The organism is Streptomyces sp. GbtcB6, assembly GCF_019091475.1.
Taxonomy (GTDB): domain Bacteria; phylum Actinomycetota; class Actinomycetes; order Streptomycetales; family Streptomycetaceae; genus Streptomyces; species Streptomyces hyaluromycini.
In genome coordinates this window covers 331,040-347,517 of the sequence record NZ_JAGXJL010000001.1, presented here as the reverse complement: position 1 = coordinate 347,517, position 16,478 = coordinate 331,040, and the positions used below count along the sequence as shown (strand labels likewise).

The window sequence follows — 16,478 nt, the reverse complement described above, 5'->3', positions numbered from 1 at the left end:
ATCGTGACCGCACCGCTGACGCCGCCTCCGCCGCCGCACGACCAGCCCTCGCACCAGGCCTGGCAGGCGCCGCCGCCTGCCGGGGAGGCCGCGGGGGAGTACGGACAGTACGCAGCGTACGGACAGGACGGTCCCGGGATGAAGACCGAACTGCGGGAGGGCGCCGTGATCGCCGTCGCGGTCGCGGTGAGCGGTGTGCTGCTCGGGCTGCTGTGGCTGTGGCTGGCGCCGCATGTACCGCTGGTGGGGGACCAGTCCGGCAAGAGCTGGGCGGTCTACCTCAAGGACAGCGAGGGGGAGCAGGCGGCGGGGGTGGACGGAACGTTCACGTTGCTGGCGCTGGCCCTCGGGGTCGTGAGCGCGGTCGTGGTGTTTCTGTGGCGGCGGCGTGGGGGTGTGCCGCTGGTGGTGGGGCTGGGGGTCGGGGGGCTGCTCGCGTCTGTGCTGGCCTGGCGGCTGGGGGTGTGGCTGGGGCCGGAGCAGGATGTGATCGCCCATGCGAAGGCTGTGGGCAAGGGGGTGACGTTCTCGGCGCCGCTGAAGCTCGGGGCGAGGGGGGCGTTGCTGGCGTGGTCGTTGTCGGCGTTGGTGGTGCATCTGGGGTTGACGGCGCTGTTCGGTCCGCGGGATCCGGAGCCGCCGTACGAGGACGGACCGTACGCCGCTCCGCCGGCGTAGGTTTTCTCGCCCCCGCCGCCCCTACCCGTCCCGTCCTCCAGGGGGTGGGCCCCCTTCGACCGCCCGTTCCGGGGGCTGCCGCCCCCGCACCCCCGCTTCGGCCTGAACGGCCTCGTCCTCAAACGCCGGACGGGCTGAGAGGGCGGGGGTGCGGACCGGCTTTCGTCCTCAGACGCCGGACGGGCTGGTGGGTGGGGGTGCGGACCGGTTCTCGGCCTCAAACGGTGCATGGGCTGGGTGGTCGGGTGCGGGCTGCGTTCGGTGGCTGGGAAGTGAGGGCGGCTGCAGAAGAGTCAGGGGCGCGGGGAACTGCGCGACCGGCCCACGACGGCCCGCAGCCGACCTGTCACCTGGCGCCCACGACGGCCCGCAGTCGGCCTGTCACCTGGCGCTCATGACGGCCCGCAGCCGACCTGCCGCCTGGCGCTCATGACGGCCCGCAGTCGGCCTGTCATCTGGTGCCCGCGACGGCCCGCAGTCGGCCTGCCTCCTGGTGCCCGCGGTGGTCCGTGGTCGGGCTGGCAGCTGGCGTGTTGCGGGCAGACACCGTCAGGGGCGCGGGGAACTGTGCGGTCAGGCTTTTGTGTTGCCCGCGCCCCGCGTGTTCCTATGCCGGACGGCGACCGTGGTTCGAGCGGGCCTTCTTCAGGCGCCACTTCCTTTTCCGTGTCCTCTTCGACATGTCTTCCGTACTTAACCGAGCACGGAGACTTCGTCGAGAGGTCACGCACGTCCGATGGGGGCCAGGGTCGCGTTCGTGAGGGTGGCGAGGGCGGTCGGGGTGAGCTCCACCTCCAGGCCACGGCGGCCTGCCGACACGCAGATGGTGGTGTGGGCCGAGGCCGACGCGTCCAGGACCGTGGGGAGTTTCCTGCGCTGGCCGAGCGGGGAGATGCCGCCGCGGACGTAGCCCGTGGTGCGCTCGGCGAGGGCCGGGTCTGCCATCGCCGCGCGTTTGCCGCCGACCGCAGTCGCCAGGGCTTTGAGGTCCAGGCTGCCGGCCACCGGGACCACCGCCACCGTGAGCGCGCCGTCCACGTCCGCGACCAGGGTCTTGAAGACACGGTCGGGGGACACGCCCATCGCCTCCGCCGCCTCCTCGCCGTAGGACGGGTGGGCGGGGTCGTGGTCGTAGGAGTGGACCGTGAAGTCCACCCCCGCCGTGGTCAGGGCCACCGTGGCCGGGGTGCCGCCGCCCCCGGACTGCTGCTGCTTCTTCGGCTTCTTCGGCATGTCAGGAAAACCCCGGCTCAGTTCAGACTCGTCGGCGCCCGCGTCAGCTCCGCCGCGGGCAGTGACGGCAGGTTACGGATGATCGCCGTCTCGGTGCGAAGGAGCTTCAGCTCGTCGCGGAGGCGGGAGGCGGTGTCGGGGGCCTGGAGCAGGCGCTGCTTGGTGGGGATGTCGTGCATTATCGCGGCCGCGACCAGGTAGGAGACCACGGACGGTTCGTCGGGGAGGTCCACGCCGGACGACAGTGAGCGCTCACGTGCGCCCGCCAGGCGCTTCTGGTACTGGCGGAAGGCCCGCAGGACCCCCTCGGCCAGTGCGCCCGCCTCGTCGCCCTGCTCCTCGGACAGCTCCTCCAGCTCCGCCGTCAGGAACGGGCCCGACGTGTCGACGGAGAGCAGCCGCACCCGGTTCGTACCCGTGGCCAGCACCTCGAAGGTGCCGTTCGCCCGCTCCCGGATCGTCGCCGCGTCCGCCACACAGCCCACCCGATGGAGGGACTTGAGCGGGTCGGGTCCGAAGCCGGCCGCCGAGCCCTTCTCGGGCTGGGCCGTCGGGTCCGGCATGCCCGGCGCGCTCGGTGCCACTTCGTGGCCGTCGCGGATCGCCACGACGGCGAACCGGCGTGGTTCCTCCTCGGGCGTCTTCAGCAGATCGCGCATCATGGCGCGATAGCGCTCCTCGAAGACGTTCAGCGGCAGCACCAGCCCCGGGAACAGCACCGAGTTCAGTGGGAAGAGAGGGAGACGGACGGTGGTCACGGCGCCACAGCCTAGTGGTCATCGGCGGTGGCATGTCCGCCGTGCTCGGTCCGTGGGCGCCCCGCGGCCCTCGGCGAGGCGATCAGTTCGGCCTCGGGCGGTGGTTCCGTACCGGCCAGCAGATGGGTGCGCAGGCGTAGAAAATGGCCCAGCGGGTCGTCGGAGAGGCGGTCCCAGGGGAAGGACGTGACGTACGGGCCGATCAGGTGCAGCTGGGTGCGGGCCGCCTCCCGGCGTTCCAGGCGGACCAGCAGGTACATCAGCTGGTTGCGGACCTCGGCCGGCCAGAGATCGGCCGCCGGGAACCGCGCGGAGAGGGCGATCGCCCGGTCGGCCGCCGCGTCCAGGCGGGCGCGCGGCACCTCGGGGCCGCAGCTGTCCGTGAGGTAGGTGAAGGCGGCGCGGGCCGGCAGGGCCTGGACCAGCGAGTCCGGCGGGGCGTCCTGCGCGGCCAGGTCGGCGAAGTCGAAGCACTCGTGGTGCGAGCCGTGCCAGTACGTGGCCAGATAGCGCAGCGCCGCCACATGGCAGCCGGAGTGGTGCGGGGCGCGGCGGACCGCCGCCTCCCACAGCTCCTCGAAGTACTTGTGGCCGGCGTTCGTCCCGCGGGCGTGGTCGAGCGCGATCCGCCACGGCACCGGGTCCCGGTCGTCGCCGCGCGCGGCCGCCGTGATCAGCGGGCTGAGCGGGCGCAGGAGTTCCGCGCGGGCGGGGGAGTCCCAGGCGTGGTCGACCGCGAGCTGGGCCTGGACCGGAAGCAGGTCCGGGTCGTGGGCGGCGGCCGCGGCCCACTGTTCGAGCCACTCGGCGCGGGAGCGCGCGAAGAGGGCGAGCCGGCGCACGTACCGGTCCCGTTCCTCCCACTCGGCCGCGTCCCTGGTGCCGGCCAGCAGCTTCGCGGCGGGTTCGTACTCGCCCCGGCCGGCCGCGACCAGCGCGGGCGCGAGCCGTTCGTCGGGCGCGTCGAGGAACACCTCGTCGTCGGCCGGGAGCGGTCCGGCGCCGAGAGGCGAAGCGGTCGTTGCCCTCCGTGCGGAACGGAAGAGCGCGCGCAGCGAAGCCATGGTGTCGACCATTGAAAGTCCGCAGGTCGGCGCAGCGCCAGACGGTATGGCCAACTCCACGAAAGTTGTACGGCCACCGGTCAAGGGCGGGTAAAAGGTGACTGTTGCTCATCTGTTCGGTACCTGTCAGAGGCGGCGGCAGGCAACGGCTCAGGTCGCTCGGGAGCCTCCGTGGCCTCCATGGCCTCCGTGGCACCGGTCGTCACCCCCGCCTCAGCAGCCTCGTCGCCCCCGCCGCCACCGTCGTCGCCAGGATCCAGCCCAGCAGGATCATCACCGCCGCCGCCCACTGCCAGCCGCCGGTGAGCCGCCACTGGCCGACCTGGCCCAGGTCGATCACCGGCAGCAGCAGGTCCAGGACGAACAGCGCCGGATCCCAGGCCGGGTGGCCGCCGGAGGTCATCGGCGGATGCGGGGCGTGCGTGAACGCGAGCGTGCCCGCCGCCCACAGCACCGCCATCCACACCGCCGCCCGGCCCGGCCGGTAGCCGTAGGCCACGGTCAGGTCCTGCGCGTACCCCCAGAGCTTGGCGGCCGGCGGCAGCGTCTCGCGCCGCCGCCGCTGCTTGGCGAGCAGTACCTCGCGCGCGTCCTCGTCCTCGCCGGCGGCCCGCAGCACGGTCGCGAGCCGCTCGTAGGGCTCCGGGTTGTACTCGGCGGTCGCCGCCGCCACCCAGTCCAGCCGCCGGGTCAGCGGGAACGGGCCCTGCGGCACCAGGTTCTCGTAGACGAACCCGCCCATGTGCAGCCGCCCCGGGCCCGGCCAGCTGGTCGCCCGGTCGACCAGGTTGGTGGTCCGGGCGCCCGACAGCAGCACCGCTCCGCGCTGCGGCTCCTCCCCGAGGAACCGCAGCTCCGGCGCCTGCACCCGGCGCAGCGACAGCTCCTGGACGTCCGTGAAGGTGAACCTCGCCCGCTCCAGGTCCACCGCGTCCCCGAACCGCCCGTCGTCCAGCCGGATCCCGCCCTGGCACTCGAACCGCTGGATCCGCGTGCCGCGCGCCGGGGTCGTCCCGCTCTGCCAGGGGCCGCCCACCCCGGCCGGGGTCAGGTACAGGGTCCGGCCGACGGTCAGCTGGGGCGCGTTCAGCGCGAACCGCCCGTCGGGGTTGCGCAGCCGCGCCCCGCGCAGGCTCAGCGAGACGCCCACCTTGGCGCTGCGCAGGCTCAGCTCCCCGTGCGACTCCAGGAGCTCCGCCTGCAGGTCCTGGCCGACGGTCATGCCGTCCGCCGCGATCGACCGCCCGCTGCGGTCCCGGTACACCACCGCCTGGTTCAGCAGCAGGTCGGTGCCGATGTGCGCGTCGGTCAGCCGGACCCCGCCGAGGAAACGGCAGCGCGGCAGGTGCAGGTCACCCTCCGTGTGCACCCGGGCGGCCTCGAGGCGCGGCGCCGCACAGTCGATCAGCCGCACGGTCGTGAAATGCGCCTCCGGCAGCAGGATCTCGTCGTCGAACCGGCAGCCGCGCAGCTCCACGTACGGTGTGACCGTGCCGCCCGCCAGGTCCAGGGGGCCGGTGATCCGCACGCCGACCAGCTTCAGCGAGGCCACCCGGCCCGCCAGCGCCGGCGGCCCGTCGAGCAGCAGCCAGCAGACGATCCGGGCCCGCACGGTCCGCTCGGGCCCCCACGGGTGGCCGCCGTGCGGATCGTCCACATGCATGTCGCCGCTGCTCAGGTCGTACGCACTGCCGTTGCGGAACGCCTGCCACATACCGGCCTCGGCGGCGGTCAGATCGTCCGGCAGGTCCCCGTCCCGGACGTCGTCCCCCTCGGTCACGGCATTTCCTTCTTCCTCTGCTACTCGTCAGTCATGTGTTCGCCAAGCGGTGATGCCCGGTCCGTCACGCCTCGAACACAGGAAGTGAAGGTGATCTTCCGGGTTCCGGCCAGGCTATGTACCGGCCGTTGCCCCGCGTTCTGTATCAGCCATTGATACGCGCGGACGGGCCGTGAGTGCCGTCTGAGAGAATTGATTCCGTGATCTCCCGAATCGATCTGCGCGGCGACGCCCTCCCCGAGGGCCCCGCCCTGCGCGACCTGCTGCCCCGAGCCGACTTCGACGTCTCGGCCGCCCTGGAGAAGGTGCGTCCGATCTGCGAGGCCGTGCATCATCGGGGCGACGCGGCGCTGATCGACTTCGCGGAGAAGTTCGACGGGGTGCGGCTGGACCAGGTGCGGGTGCCCGCCGAGGCGCTCGACAAGGCCCTGGCGGAACTCGACCCGGCCGTGCGCGCGGCCCTGGAGGAGTCCATCCGGCGCGCCCGCCTCGTCCACCGCGAGCAGCGCCGTACGAACCACACGACCCAGGTCGTGCCCGGCGGGTCGGTGACCGAGAAGTGGGTGCCGGTCGAGCGGGTCGGGCTCTACGCACCCGGCGGCCGGTCCGTCTACCCCTCGTCCGTGGTCATGAACGTGGTGCCCGCGCAGGAGGCCGGCGTCGAGTCCATCGCCCTCGCCTCCCCGCCGCAGGCCGAGTTCGGGGGCCTGCCGCACCCGACCATCCTCGCCGCCTGCGCCCTGCTCAGCGTCGACGAGGTGTACGCGGCCGGCGGCGCCACCGCCGTCGCGATGTTCGCCTACGGCACCGAGTCCTGCCCGCCCGCCAACATGGTCACCGGCCCGGGCAACATCTGGGTGGCCGCCGCGAAGCGCTACTTCACCGGCAGGATCGGCATCGACGCCGAGGCGGGACCCACCGAGATCGCCGTCCTCGCCGACTCCACCGCCGACCCCGTGCACGTCGCCGCCGACCTGATCAGCCAGGCCGAGCACGACCCGCTGGCCGCCGCCGTCCTGGTCACCCACTCGGCCGAGCTGGCGGACGCGGTCGAGAAGGAGCTGGCGCCGCAGGTCGCGGCCACCAAGCACGTCGACGACCGGATCGTCCCGGCGCTCGCGGGCCGGCAGTCCGCGATCGTCCTGGTCGACGGCGTCGAGGAGGGCCTGAGGGTCGTCGACGCGTACGGCGCCGAGCACCTGGAGATCCAGACCGCCGACGCCGCCGCCGTGGCCGACCGGGTCAGGAACGCGGGCGCGATCTTCATCGGCCCCTGGGCGCCGGTCTCCCTCGGCGACTACGCCGCCGGATCCAACCACGTGCTGCCCACCGGCGGCTGCGCCTGCCACTCCTCCGGGCTGTCCGTCCAGTCCTTCCTGCGCGGCATCCACGTCGTCGACTACACGAAGGACGCGCTGGCCGAGGTCGCGCACCACGTGGTCACGCTGGCGGAGGCGGAGGACCTGCCCGCGCACGGCGCGGCGATCAAGGCAAGGTTCGGGTGGAAGGTACCGGCGAGCAAGTGAACCTCGGAATCGACGATCTCCCCGTACGGGACGAGCTGCGTGGCAAGTCCCCCTACGGCGCGCCCCAACTGGACGTCCCGGTACGGCTGAACACCAACGAGAACCCGTACCCGCTGCCCGAACCGCTGGTCGAGCGGATCACGGAGCGGGTGCGCGAGGCCGCCCGCGACCTGAACCGCTACCCCGACCGGGACGCGGTCCAGCTCCGCACGGAACTGGCCAAGTACCTGACGAAGACCGGCAACCACCCGCTCTCCGTCGAGAACGTGTGGGCGGCCAACGGCTCCAACGAGGTCATCCAGCAGCTGCTGCAGACCTTCGGCGGCCCCGGCCGCACGGCGATCGGCTTCGAGCCGTCGTACTCGATGCACTCGCTCATCTCGCGCGGCACCGGCACCGGCTGGATCTCCGGTCCCCGGAACGAGGACTTCACGCTCGACGTCGAGGCCGCCTCGCGCGCCATCGCCGAGCACCGGCCGGACGTCGTCTTCATCACCACCCCCAACAACCCCACCGGCAACGCGGTGCCGGCCGAGACGGTCCTCGCGCTCTACGAGGCCGCCCAGGCCGCCAAGCCCTCGATGGTGGTGGTCGACGAGGCCTACATCGAGTTCAGCCACGGCGCCTCGCTGCTGCCCCTGCTCGAAGGTCGGCCGAATCTCGTCGTCTCCCGGACCATGTCGAAGGCCTTCGGCGCGGCCGGCCTGCGCCTGGGCTACCTCGCCGCGCACCCCGCGGTGGTGGACGCCGTCCAGCTCGTACGGCTGCCGTACCACCTGTCGGCGATCACCCAGGCGACCGCGCTGGCAGCCCTGGAGCACACCGACACGCTGCTGAAGTACGTCGAGCAGCTGAAGGCCGAGCGGGACCGGCTGGTCGCCGAGCTGCGGGCGGCGGGCCTCGAAGTCACCGAGTCGGACGCCAACTTCGTGCAGTTCGGGCGGTTCGCGGACCCGCACGCGGTGTGGCAGAAGATCCTCGACCGGGGAGTCCTCGTCCGGGACAACGGCGTGCCCGGGTTCCTGCGGGTGTCCGCCGGAACCCCCGAAGAGAACGACGCGTTCCTCGACGCGGTACGTGAAGTCAAGAAGGAGCTGGACGCATGACCCGCGTAGGGCGCGTGGAGCGCACCACCAAGGAGACCTCGGTCCTCGTCGAGATCGACCTCGACGGCACCGGCAAGACCGACGTCAAGACCGGCGTCGGCTTCTACGACCACATGCTCGACCAGCTCGGCCGGCACGGTCTGTTCGACCTCACCGTGAAGACCGACGGCGACCTGCACATCGACTCGCACCACACCATCGAGGACACCGCCCTCGCCCTCGGCGCCGCCTTCAAGCAGGCCCTCGGCGACAAGGTGGGCATCTACCGCTTCGGCAACTGCACGGTCCCGCTGGACGAGTCCCTCGCCCAGGTCACGGTCGACCTGTCCGGCCGCCCGTACCTCGTGCACACGGAGCCGGAGAAGATGGCGCCGATGATCGGCGAGTACGACACCACGATGACCCGGCACATCCTGGAGTCCTTCGTCGCCCAGGCGCAGATCGCCCTGCACGTGCACGTGCCGTACGGGCGCAACGCGCACCACATCGTGGAGTGCCAGTTCAAGGCGCTCGCGAGGGCGCTGCGCTACGCCTCCGAGCGCGACCCGCGCGCGGCCGGCATCCTCCCGTCGACGAAGGGCGCGCTGTAAAGCCATGAACAGTCTGTCCTCCCTGCTGATCGTCGTCGGCCTCTTCCTGGTCGGCGGCATCGTCTCCTTCGTCAAGCAGAAGATGCCCACCAGCCTGATCGTGCTGCTCTCGATCGGCGCCGCGATGTGCCTGGTGGCGGGTGTCATGAGGCTGGAGGTGTGGAATTGAGCGCAGCTTCCGCGGCTTCCAAGAAGGTCGTCGTCTTCGACTACGGCTTCGGCAACGTCCGGTCGGCCGAGCGCGCCCTCGCCCGTGCCGGGGCCGACGTCGAGATCACCCGTGACTTCGACAGGGCCATGAACGCGGACGGCCTGCTGGTGCCCGGCGTGGGCGCCTTCGCCGCCTGCATGGAGGGCCTGCGCGGGGCGCGCGGGGACTGGATCATCGACCGCCGGCTGTCCGGCGGACGGCCCGTGATGGGCATCTGCGTCGGCATGCAGATCCTGTTCGCGCGCGGCATCGAGCACGGCGTGGAGACCGACGGCCTCGACGAGTGGCCCGGCTCGGTCGAGCCGCTCCAGGCCGAGATCGTCCCGCACATGGGCTGGAACACCGTGGACGCACCGGCCGGCTCCGAGCTGTTCGCCGGCCTGGACGCCGACGCGCGCTTCTACTTCGTGCACTCCTACGCCGTCCACGACTGGTCGCTGGAGACGCACAACGCGGCGCTGCGGGCCCCGCTGGTGACCTGGTCGACGCACGGCAAGCCGTTCGTGGCCGCCGTGGAGAACGGCGCCCTGTGGGCCACCCAGTTCCACCCCGAGAAGTCCGGCGACGCCGGCGCCCAGCTCCTCACCAACTGGATCGGAACACTGTGAGCAAGCTCGAACTCCTCCCCGCCGTCGACGTCCGCGACGGCCAGGCCGTCCGCCTCGTGCACGGCGAGTCCGGGACCGAGACCTCCTACGGCTCCCCTCTGGAGGCCGCCCTCGCCTGGCAGCGGTCGGGCGCCGAGTGGCTGCACCTGGTCGACCTGGACGCGGCGTTCGGCACCGGCGACAACCGTGCGCTGGTCGCCGAGGTCACCCGGGCGATGGACATCAAGGTCGAGCTCTCCGGCGGCATCCGCGACGACGCCACCCTCGCCGCGGCCCTCGCCACCGGCTGCACCCGGGTGAACCTGGGCACGGCCGCCCTGGAGACCCCGGAATGGGTCGCCAAGGTCATCGCCGAGCACGGCGACCAGATCGCGGTCGGCCTGGACGTGCGCGGTACGACCCTGCGGGGCCGCGGCTGGACCCGCGACGGCGGCGACCTCTACGAGACGCTCGCCCGCCTCGACCAGGAGGGCTGCGCCCGCTACGTCGTCACCGACATCGCCAAGGACGGCACCCTCCAGGGCCCGAACCTGGAGCTCCTGAAGAACGTGTGCGGCGCGACGGACCGGCCGGTCGTGGCCTCCGGCGGCGTGTCGTCGCTGGACGACCTCCGCGCGCTGGCCGGCCTGGTACCCCTCGGTGTCGAGGGCGCCATCGTCGGAAAGGCGCTGTACGCCAAGGCGTTCACCTTGGAAGAAGCACTGGAGGCAGTGTCACCATGACGTCCGATGCCGTACGGCGCGTGCAGAGCGGAAGTCCCTGGGAGGAGGCCTTCGGTTTCGCCCGCGCCGTCGCGGCGGGCGACCGCGTGCTGGTGGGCGGTACGACGTCCTTCAAGGGCTCCGTGCTGTACGGGGAGGGCGACCCGTACGAGCAGGCCAGGGTGGCCTTCGCCACCGCCCTGGAGGCGCTCGCCGAGTTCGGGCTGGGACCCGAGTCGGTGATCCGCACCCGCCTGTTCCTCACGCACGCGCGCGACATGGACGCGGTGGGACGCGCCCACAAGGAGGTCTTCGACCAGGTGCGCCCGGTGACCACGTTCGTTGTGGTGACCGGCTTCGTCGACCCGCGCATCCTGGTCGAGGCAGAGCTAGAGGCATACAGAGGAGCCGTGGATTCATGACCCTGGCGGTCCGAGTCATCCCCTGCCTGGACGTGGACAACGGCCGGGTCGTCAAGGGTGTCAACTTCCAGAACCTGCGCGACGCGGGCGACCCGGTCGAGATGGCCAAGGTGTACGACGCGGAGGGCGCCGACGAGCTGACCTTCCTGGACATCACCGCGTCCTCCGGCAACCGGGAGACCACCTACGACGTGGTGCGCCGCACCGCCGAGCAGGTCTTCATCCCCCTGACGGTCGGCGGCGGCGTCCGCACCGCCGACGACGTCGACAAGCTGCTCCGCGCCGGCGCCGACAAGGTGGGCGTCAACACGGCGGCGATCGCCCGCCCGGACCTGATCCGCGAGATCGCGGAACGCTTCGGCCGCCAGGTCCTGGTCCTGTCGGTCGACGCCCGCCGCACCGAGTCGGGTTCCTTCGAGGTCACCACCCACGGCGGCCGCCGCGGCACCGGCATCGACGCGGTCGAGTGGGCACACCGGGCCGCCGAGCTGGGCGCGGGCGAGATCCTGCTCAACTCGATGGACGCGGACGGCACCAAGGACGGCTACGACCTGGAGATGATCACCGCCGTCCGCAAGCACGTCACGGTCCCGGTCATCGCCTCCGGCGGCGCCGGCGCTCTCGCCCACTTCCCCCCGGCCGTCAGCGCGGGCGCCGACGCGGTCCTCGCGGCCTCCGTCTTCCACTTCGGCGACCTGAGGATCGGCGAGGTGAAGCAGACCCTGCGCGAGGCAGGACACCCGGTGCGGTGACGCTGCGCTGAGCTTCGGCCCCGGTGCCCTGGAGACAGGGGGCCGGGGCCTCCCTTTCCCTAGATGCGAAAGAGAAGTTGCGCAAAATATATTGTGCAATATTTCTTTTGCATCTATCGTCGGCGGTATGACGGACAAGGAGCGGGACCGCCGGATCACCGATGTGGGCACCCTCAAGGCGCTTGCCCACCCGCTGCGCATGAAGCTCTACCGAGGCCTGTGCGTGGTCGGCAAGGCGACGGCCTCGCACCTCGCCGAGCAGGTCGACGAGGCCGTCTCACTGGTCAGCTACCACCTGCGCAAGCTCGCCGAGCACGGCCTGATCGAGGAGGCCGACCCGCAGAGCGCGGACGGTCGGGAGCGCTGGTGGCAGCCCGCGTCGGACGGCATCAGCATCCGGGACCGGGACTTCCGTGACGCACCCGAGAAGGCCGCCGCCCACCTCGCCGCCACCCGGCTCTTCCACGAGCAGCGGGCCGACATGTACCGCCGCTACCTCGATGAGCGCGCCACCTGGAGCGCCGAGTGGAACGCCGCCGCGCCCGACAGCGAGTCCCTGCTCCGCCTGACCGCGGCCGAACTGGACGAACTCCGCGAGGAACTGGTCGCGCTGGCCAGGAAGTACGACGCGAAAGGCCGGTCCGCCGAGGCGAACGGCGACACCGAAGGGCGCGAGCACGTGGCGCTGTACGTGTACGGCTTCCCGTTCCGCCTCTGAGAAGGGCTCGCCTCCGTGACCGCCTCCCTCACGGCCACCGCCGCCGTCACCGCCGCGCCGCGCCCCGCCCACCGCGACCCCAACGTCCTGCGCTGGCTCGGCGCCTACACCTCCTCCATGGTCGGCGACAGCGTCTACTACATCGCCCTCTCCTGGGCCGCCGTACAGGGCGGCTCGCCCGCGCAGGCCGGCGCCGTCATGTCCGTGAGCGCACTGCCCAGGGCCGTGCTGATGCTGTTCGGCGGAGTGGTCGCCGACCGGCTCGGGCCGCGCCGGGTCGTCATCGGCAGCGACGCGGTGCGCTGCGCGGCCGTCCTCGCCGTGGCCGCGCTGCTCTTCCTGACCAGCCCCGGCCTGTGGCCCCTCGCCGCACTGGCCCTGGTCTTCGGCATCGTGGACGCCGTGTTCATGCCCGCCGTGGGCGCCCTTCCCGCGCGCGTGACGAGCCGTGACCAACTCGCGCGCGTGCAGGGCATGCGCGGTCTCGCCATCCGCGTCGCGAGCATCCTCGGCGCCCCGCTGGGCGGCCTCGGCGTGGCGGTCGGCGGCGCGGCGGCCGCCTTCGGCCTCGCCGGACTGCTCATCGCCGTGTCGGTACCCCTGCTGATGTCCCTGCGGGTGCGGGAACTCCCGGCCGACGACCGCGCGGCCGCCCCCACCCCCTGGCAGGACCTGCGGGCCGGCCTCGCCCACGTCCGCCGCCACCGCGTCCTGGCTCCGCTGATGCTGGCCATCGCCCTCGGCGACCTGGGCTTCGTCAGCCCCCTCAACGTCGGCCTGACCCTGCTCGCCGACCGGCGCGGCTGGGGTGCGGCCGGTGTGGGCTGGGTGCTCGCGGGGTTCGGCGTCGGCGCCGGGGCCGCCTCACTGCTGCTGACCGTGCGCGGGCGGCTGCCGCGCGCGGGTCTGGTCGCGGGCGTCTCGATCCTCGCCGGGTCCGTCGCGATCGGCGCCCTCGCCTTCGTACCGGGCCTCGTCGGCGCGATCGGCGTCGCCCTGCTGATCGGCCTGCTCGCCGGGCTCAGCGGCGCCATGTGCGGGGCGCTGGTGCAGACCCAGGCCGACCCCGCCTGCCTGGGCCGGGTCACCGCCGTCTCCGGCCTGATCAGCCTGGGCCTCACCCCGCTCAGCATGCCCTTCACGGCCGCCGCGATCGGCGCCTTCGGGCTCGGCCCGGTCTACGTGGTCAGCGCCGTCGTCTGCGGACTCGGCGGAGTCGTCGCCCTGGCCGTGCCCGCGCTGCGCCGGGCCGAGCTGCCCCGCTGAGGGCGGTCAGCCCTTCGGCTGGGTCAGCTGGATCAGGTTGCCGACCGTGTCGTCCAGGACGGCGGCGACCACCGGGCCCTGGTCCTGCGGCTCGTGCGGGAAGCGGACGCCCAGGGCGCGCAGGCGGTCGTACTCCGAACGGATGTCGTCCACGGAGAAGACGATGGCCGGCAGGCCCGCCTCGTACACGGCCCTGCGGTACGGGTCCGCGATGGGGCCCTGGCCGGGCTCCAGCAGGAGCTGGAGGTCGGGCTGGGCGCCCTGCGGGGCGCCGACCGTGATGAACAGGGTGCCGCCGCCCAGGTCCAGCCGGGTGCGGGTCTCGAAGCCGAGGACGCCCGTGTAGAAGGCGTGCGCCTTCGGCACGTCGTCCACGTAGACGCTGGTCATCGCGACCCTGATCACCGCGGGCTCCTCAGAGGCCCAGCGTCCTGGACTCCTGCAGCTTGGCGATCGCGTTCTCGTCGCCGGCCACCTCGACCTTCGCCGTGCTCTGCCGGCCGAACGCGAACATCAGCAGTTCGGAGGGCTCGCCGGTCACCGTCACCACCGGGGCACCGCGATGGGCGACCGCCGTCTGGCCGTCCGGGCGGCGCAGCACCAGGCCCGTCGGCACGCCCCGGCCGAGCAGCCGGGCGGTGCGCTCCAGGCGGGACCACAGGGCGTCCTGGAAGACCGGGTCCAGCTCCCGCGCCGACCAGTCCGGCTGGGCCCGCCGGACGTCCTCGGTGTGCACGTAGAACTCGACCGTGTTGGCCGCCTCGTCCACCTGCTTGAGCTGGAACGGCGAGAACCGCGGCGGACCGGTGCGGATCAGCTGGATCAGCTCCTCGTACGGCTTCGCCGCGAACTCGGCCGTCACCTTCTCGAGGCGTGGCGCCAGCTGCTTGATCATCGTGCCCCCGGCCGCGTCCGGCCGGCGTTCCCGCACCACCACGTGCGCGGCCAGATCACGGGTCAGCCAGCCCTCGCAGAGGGTCGGTGCCTCGGGACCGGCGGTCTCCAAGAGGTCGGCGAGCAGAAGCCGTTCACGCTTGGCGAAGGTCGACATACCGCCAGCCTAAGGCCACACCCACCGTCCGGACAGTGGACACGGACCGTGACTGTCGGTGCCGCGCGGCACAATGGCACCCATGACCAGTACGACCGGTACGACGGATACGCCCCCGTCCAGTGGCCTCGCCCCGGAGATCGCCGCCCGCCTCAAGCGCAGCGCCGACGGACTCCTCCCCGCCATCGCCCAGCAGTACGACACCGGCGAGGTGCTGATGCTCGGCTGGATGGACGACGAGGCACTGCACCGGACCCTCACCACCGGCCGCTGCACCTACTGGTCGCGCAGCCGCCAGGAGTACTGGGTCAAGGGCGACACCTCGGGCCACTTCCAGTGGGTGAAGTCGGTCGCCCTGGACTGCGACGCCGACACCCTGCTGGTCAAGGTCGACCAGGTGGGCGCCGCCTGCCACACCGGCGACCGCACCTGCTTCGACGCCGACGTGCTGCTGAAGGACGCCGAGCACGGTCATGAAGGCGCCGATTCCGGCGTCCCGGCCTCCGGTCAGTAAGGTCTGCCGCCATGGACCTCGAGACCTTCCGCAAGCTCGCGACCGACCGGCGTGTCATCCCGGTCACCCGCAAGCTCCTCGCCGACGGCGACACCCCGGTCGCGCTCTACCGCAAACTCGCCGCCGAGCGCCCCGGCACCTTCCTGCTGGAGTCCGCCGAGAACGGCCGCTCCTGGTCCCGGTACTCGTTCGTGGGCGTCCGCTCCGCCGCCACCCTCACCGCCCGCGACGGCCAGGCCCACTGGCTCGGCACCCCGCCCGTCGGCGTGCCCGTCGACGGCGACCCGCTGGCCGCCCTGCGGGCCACCATCGAGGCCCTGCACACCCCGCACGACCAGGACCTGCCCCCCTTCACCGGCGGCATGGTCGGCTACCTCGGCTACGACATCGTGCGCCGCCTGGAGAAGATCGGCCCGGGGGAGCACGACGACCTGCAGCTGCCCGAGCTGACCATGCTCCTCACCAGCGACCTCGCCGTCATGGACCACTGGGAGGGCTCGGTCCTGCTGATCGCCAACGCGATCAACCACAACGACCTCGACACGGGCGTCGACGAGGCCCACGCGGACGCCGTGGCCCGTCTGGACGCGATGGAGGCGGACCTCTCCCGCCCGGTCGCCCAGCCGCCCGCCGTCCTGCCGCCCTCCGAGCTCCCCGAGTACACCGCCCTGTGGGGCGGCCCCGACTTCCAGGTGGCCGTCGAGGACATCAAGGAGCGCATCCGCGCGGGCGAGGCCTTCCAGGTCGTCCCCTCCCAGCGGTTCGAGACCCCCTGCACGGCGAGCGCGCTGGACGTGTACCGGGTCCTCAGGGCCACCAACCCGTCCCCGTACATGTACCTGTTCCGCTTCGAGGGCTTCGACGTCGTCGGCTCGTCCCCGGAGGCCCTGGTCAAGGTCGAGGACGGGCAGGCCATGGTGCACCCCATCGCCGGCACCCGGCCGCGGGGGGCCACCCCGCAGGAGGACCAGGCCCTCGCCGACGAGCTGATGGCCGACCCCAAGGAGCGCGCCGAGCACCTCATGCTCGTCGACCTCGGGCGCAACGACCTGGGGCGGGTCTGCGAACCCGGCTCCGTCGAGGTCGTCGACTTCATGTCCGTCGAGCGGTACTCGCACGTCATGCACATCGTCTCGACGGTCACCGGAAAGGTCGCCGAGGGCCGCACCGCCTTCGACGTCCTCACCGCCTGCTTCCCGGCCGGCACCCTCTCCGGCGCCCCCAAGCCCCGGGCGATGCAGATCATCGACGAACTGGAACCGTCGAGGCGGGGGCTGTACGGCGGCTGCGTCGGCTACCTCGACTTCGCCGGCGACTCCGACACGGCCATCGCCATCCGCACCGCCCTGCTCCGCGACGGCACGGCGTACGTCCAGGCGGGCGCCGGCATCGTCGCCGACTCCAACCCGGTCGCCGAGGACCAGGAGTGCCGGAACAAGGCGGCGGCGGTCCTGCGGGCGGTGCACACGGCCAACAGGCTGGGCAAGTAGGGCGCTTCTC

Annotated in this window: 19 protein-coding genes; 13 read left to right on the top strand and 6 right to left on the bottom strand. The window is 72.3% G+C overall.

The genetic code is table 11. The annotated features are described in order from the left end of the window. The first annotated feature begins 3 nt into the window (after positions 1-3). On the top strand, positions 4-678 hold the full coding sequence (locus tag KVT45_RS01605; RefSeq protein WP_217544522.1) for an AAA family ATPase: 675 nt from the start codon (positions 4-6) through the stop codon (positions 676-678). A gap of 723 nt (positions 679-1,401) precedes the next feature. On the opposite strand, the gene ybaK is transcribed toward KVT45_RS01605, so the two are convergent. From ybaK to KVT45_RS01585, 4 genes are all read right to left on the bottom strand, one after another. Continuing rightward, positions 1,402-1,911 (bottom strand): Cys-tRNA(Pro) deacylase, encoded by a 510-nt coding sequence (gene ybaK / locus KVT45_RS01600; RefSeq protein ID WP_217544520.1) that lies wholly within the window; start codon positions 1,909-1,911, stop codon positions 1,402-1,404. Between the two features lie 17 nt (positions 1,912-1,928). Continuing rightward, positions 1,929-2,669: an LON peptidase substrate-binding domain-containing protein gene (locus KVT45_RS01595; RefSeq protein ID WP_217544518.1), complete on the bottom strand. Its 741-nt coding sequence runs from the start codon at positions 2,667-2,669 to the stop codon at positions 1,929-1,931. Positions 2,670-2,680: 11 nt separating this feature from the next. Beyond that, entirely contained in the window at positions 2,681-3,745 is a 1,065-nt protein-coding gene (locus KVT45_RS01590; protein WP_217544516.1) for a hypothetical protein, read from the bottom strand. Between the two features lie 190 nt (positions 3,746-3,935). After that, on the bottom strand, positions 3,936-5,513 hold the full coding sequence (locus KVT45_RS01585; RefSeq protein ID WP_217544514.1) for an oxidoreductase: 1,578 nt from the start codon (positions 5,511-5,513) through the stop codon (positions 3,936-3,938). A 200-nt stretch (positions 5,514-5,713) separates the two neighbouring features. On the opposite strand from KVT45_RS01585, the gene hisD reads away from it, so the two are divergent. The 10 genes from hisD (at position 5,714) to KVT45_RS01535 (ending at position 13,413) form a co-directional block, all read left to right on the top strand. Further along, positions 5,714-7,039 carry a histidinol dehydrogenase gene (gene hisD / locus KVT45_RS01580; RefSeq protein WP_217544512.1) on the top strand — a complete coding sequence of 442 codons (1,326 nt, stop codon included), beginning with the start codon at positions 5,714-5,716 and terminating at the stop codon, positions 7,037-7,039. After that, positions 7,036-8,145 (top strand): histidinol-phosphate transaminase, encoded by a 1,110-nt coding sequence (locus KVT45_RS01575; protein WP_217544510.1) that lies wholly within the window; start codon positions 7,036-7,038, stop codon positions 8,143-8,145. Before hisD ends, KVT45_RS01575 begins: the two co-directional genes overlap by 4 nt. Further along, the gene (gene hisB / locus KVT45_RS01570; protein WP_089101053.1) at positions 8,142-8,735 is read left to right on the top strand and encodes an imidazoleglycerol-phosphate dehydratase HisB; all 594 of its coding nucleotides are present in this window, start codon (positions 8,142-8,144) and stop codon (positions 8,733-8,735) included. The genes KVT45_RS01575 and hisB overlap by 4 nt, the downstream gene beginning before the upstream one ends. Positions 8,736-8,739: 4 nt before the next feature. Then, complete coding sequence (locus tag KVT45_RS01565; protein WP_167449919.1) at positions 8,740-8,904, top strand: hypothetical protein; 165 nt, start codon at positions 8,740-8,742, stop codon at positions 8,902-8,904. Beyond that, positions 8,901-9,554, top strand: coding sequence for an imidazole glycerol phosphate synthase subunit HisH (gene hisH, locus KVT45_RS01560; protein ID WP_217544508.1), 654 nt, complete (start codon positions 8,901-8,903; stop codon positions 9,552-9,554). The genes KVT45_RS01565 and hisH overlap by 4 nt, the downstream gene beginning before the upstream one ends. Beyond that, positions 9,551-10,276: a bifunctional 1-(5-phosphoribosyl)-5-((5-phosphoribosylamino)methylideneamino)imidazole-4-carboxamide isomerase/phosphoribosylanthranilate isomerase PriA gene (gene priA, locus KVT45_RS01555; protein ID WP_217544506.1), complete on the top strand. Its 726-nt coding sequence runs from the start codon at positions 9,551-9,553 to the stop codon at positions 10,274-10,276. Before hisH ends, priA begins: the two co-directional genes overlap by 4 nt. Beyond that, a complete protein-coding gene (locus KVT45_RS01550; protein ID WP_217544504.1) occupies positions 10,273-10,677 on the top strand; it encodes a RidA family protein in 405 nt (134 codons plus the stop codon). Before priA ends, KVT45_RS01550 begins: the two co-directional genes overlap by 4 nt. Beyond that, on the top strand, positions 10,674-11,429 hold the full coding sequence (gene hisF, locus KVT45_RS01545) for an imidazole glycerol phosphate synthase subunit HisF (RefSeq protein ID WP_217544502.1): 756 nt from the start codon (positions 10,674-10,676) through the stop codon (positions 11,427-11,429). The genes KVT45_RS01550 and hisF overlap by 4 nt, the downstream gene beginning before the upstream one ends. A 127-nt stretch (positions 11,430-11,556) precedes the next feature. Then, on the top strand, positions 11,557-12,147 hold the full coding sequence (locus tag KVT45_RS01540) for a transcriptional regulator (protein ID WP_217544500.1): 591 nt from the start codon (positions 11,557-11,559) through the stop codon (positions 12,145-12,147). Positions 12,148-12,162: 15 nt separating this feature from the next. Then, the gene (locus tag KVT45_RS01535; RefSeq protein ID WP_308310613.1) at positions 12,163-13,413 is read left to right on the top strand and encodes an MFS transporter; all 1,251 of its coding nucleotides are present in this window, start codon (positions 12,163-12,165) and stop codon (positions 13,411-13,413) included. 6 nt (positions 13,414-13,419) lie between these two features. Here KVT45_RS01535 and KVT45_RS01530 read toward each other — a convergent pair whose 3' ends face one another. Together KVT45_RS01530 and KVT45_RS01525 are read right to left on the bottom strand one after the other, a co-directional pair. Then, positions 13,420-13,818 (bottom strand): VOC family protein, encoded by a 399-nt coding sequence (locus KVT45_RS01530; protein WP_217544498.1) that lies wholly within the window; start codon positions 13,816-13,818, stop codon positions 13,420-13,422. Positions 13,819-13,828: 10 nt separating this feature from the next. Continuing rightward, the gene (locus tag KVT45_RS01525; protein ID WP_217544496.1) at positions 13,829-14,464 is read right to left on the bottom strand and encodes a TIGR03085 family metal-binding protein; all 636 of its coding nucleotides are present in this window, start codon (positions 14,462-14,464) and stop codon (positions 13,829-13,831) included. 73 nt (positions 14,465-14,537) lie between these two features. Between KVT45_RS01525 and hisI the strand changes: the two genes are divergently transcribed. Next, positions 14,538-14,978 (top strand): phosphoribosyl-AMP cyclohydrolase, encoded by a 441-nt coding sequence (gene hisI / locus KVT45_RS01520; protein ID WP_217544863.1) that lies wholly within the window; start codon positions 14,538-14,540, stop codon positions 14,976-14,978. An 11-nt stretch (positions 14,979-14,989) separates the two neighbouring features. Beyond that, positions 14,990-16,468 carry an anthranilate synthase component I gene (locus KVT45_RS01515; protein ID WP_217544494.1) on the top strand — a complete coding sequence of 493 codons (1,479 nt, stop codon included), beginning with the start codon at positions 14,990-14,992 and terminating at the stop codon, positions 16,466-16,468. Positions 16,469-16,478 lie beyond the last annotated feature (10 nt).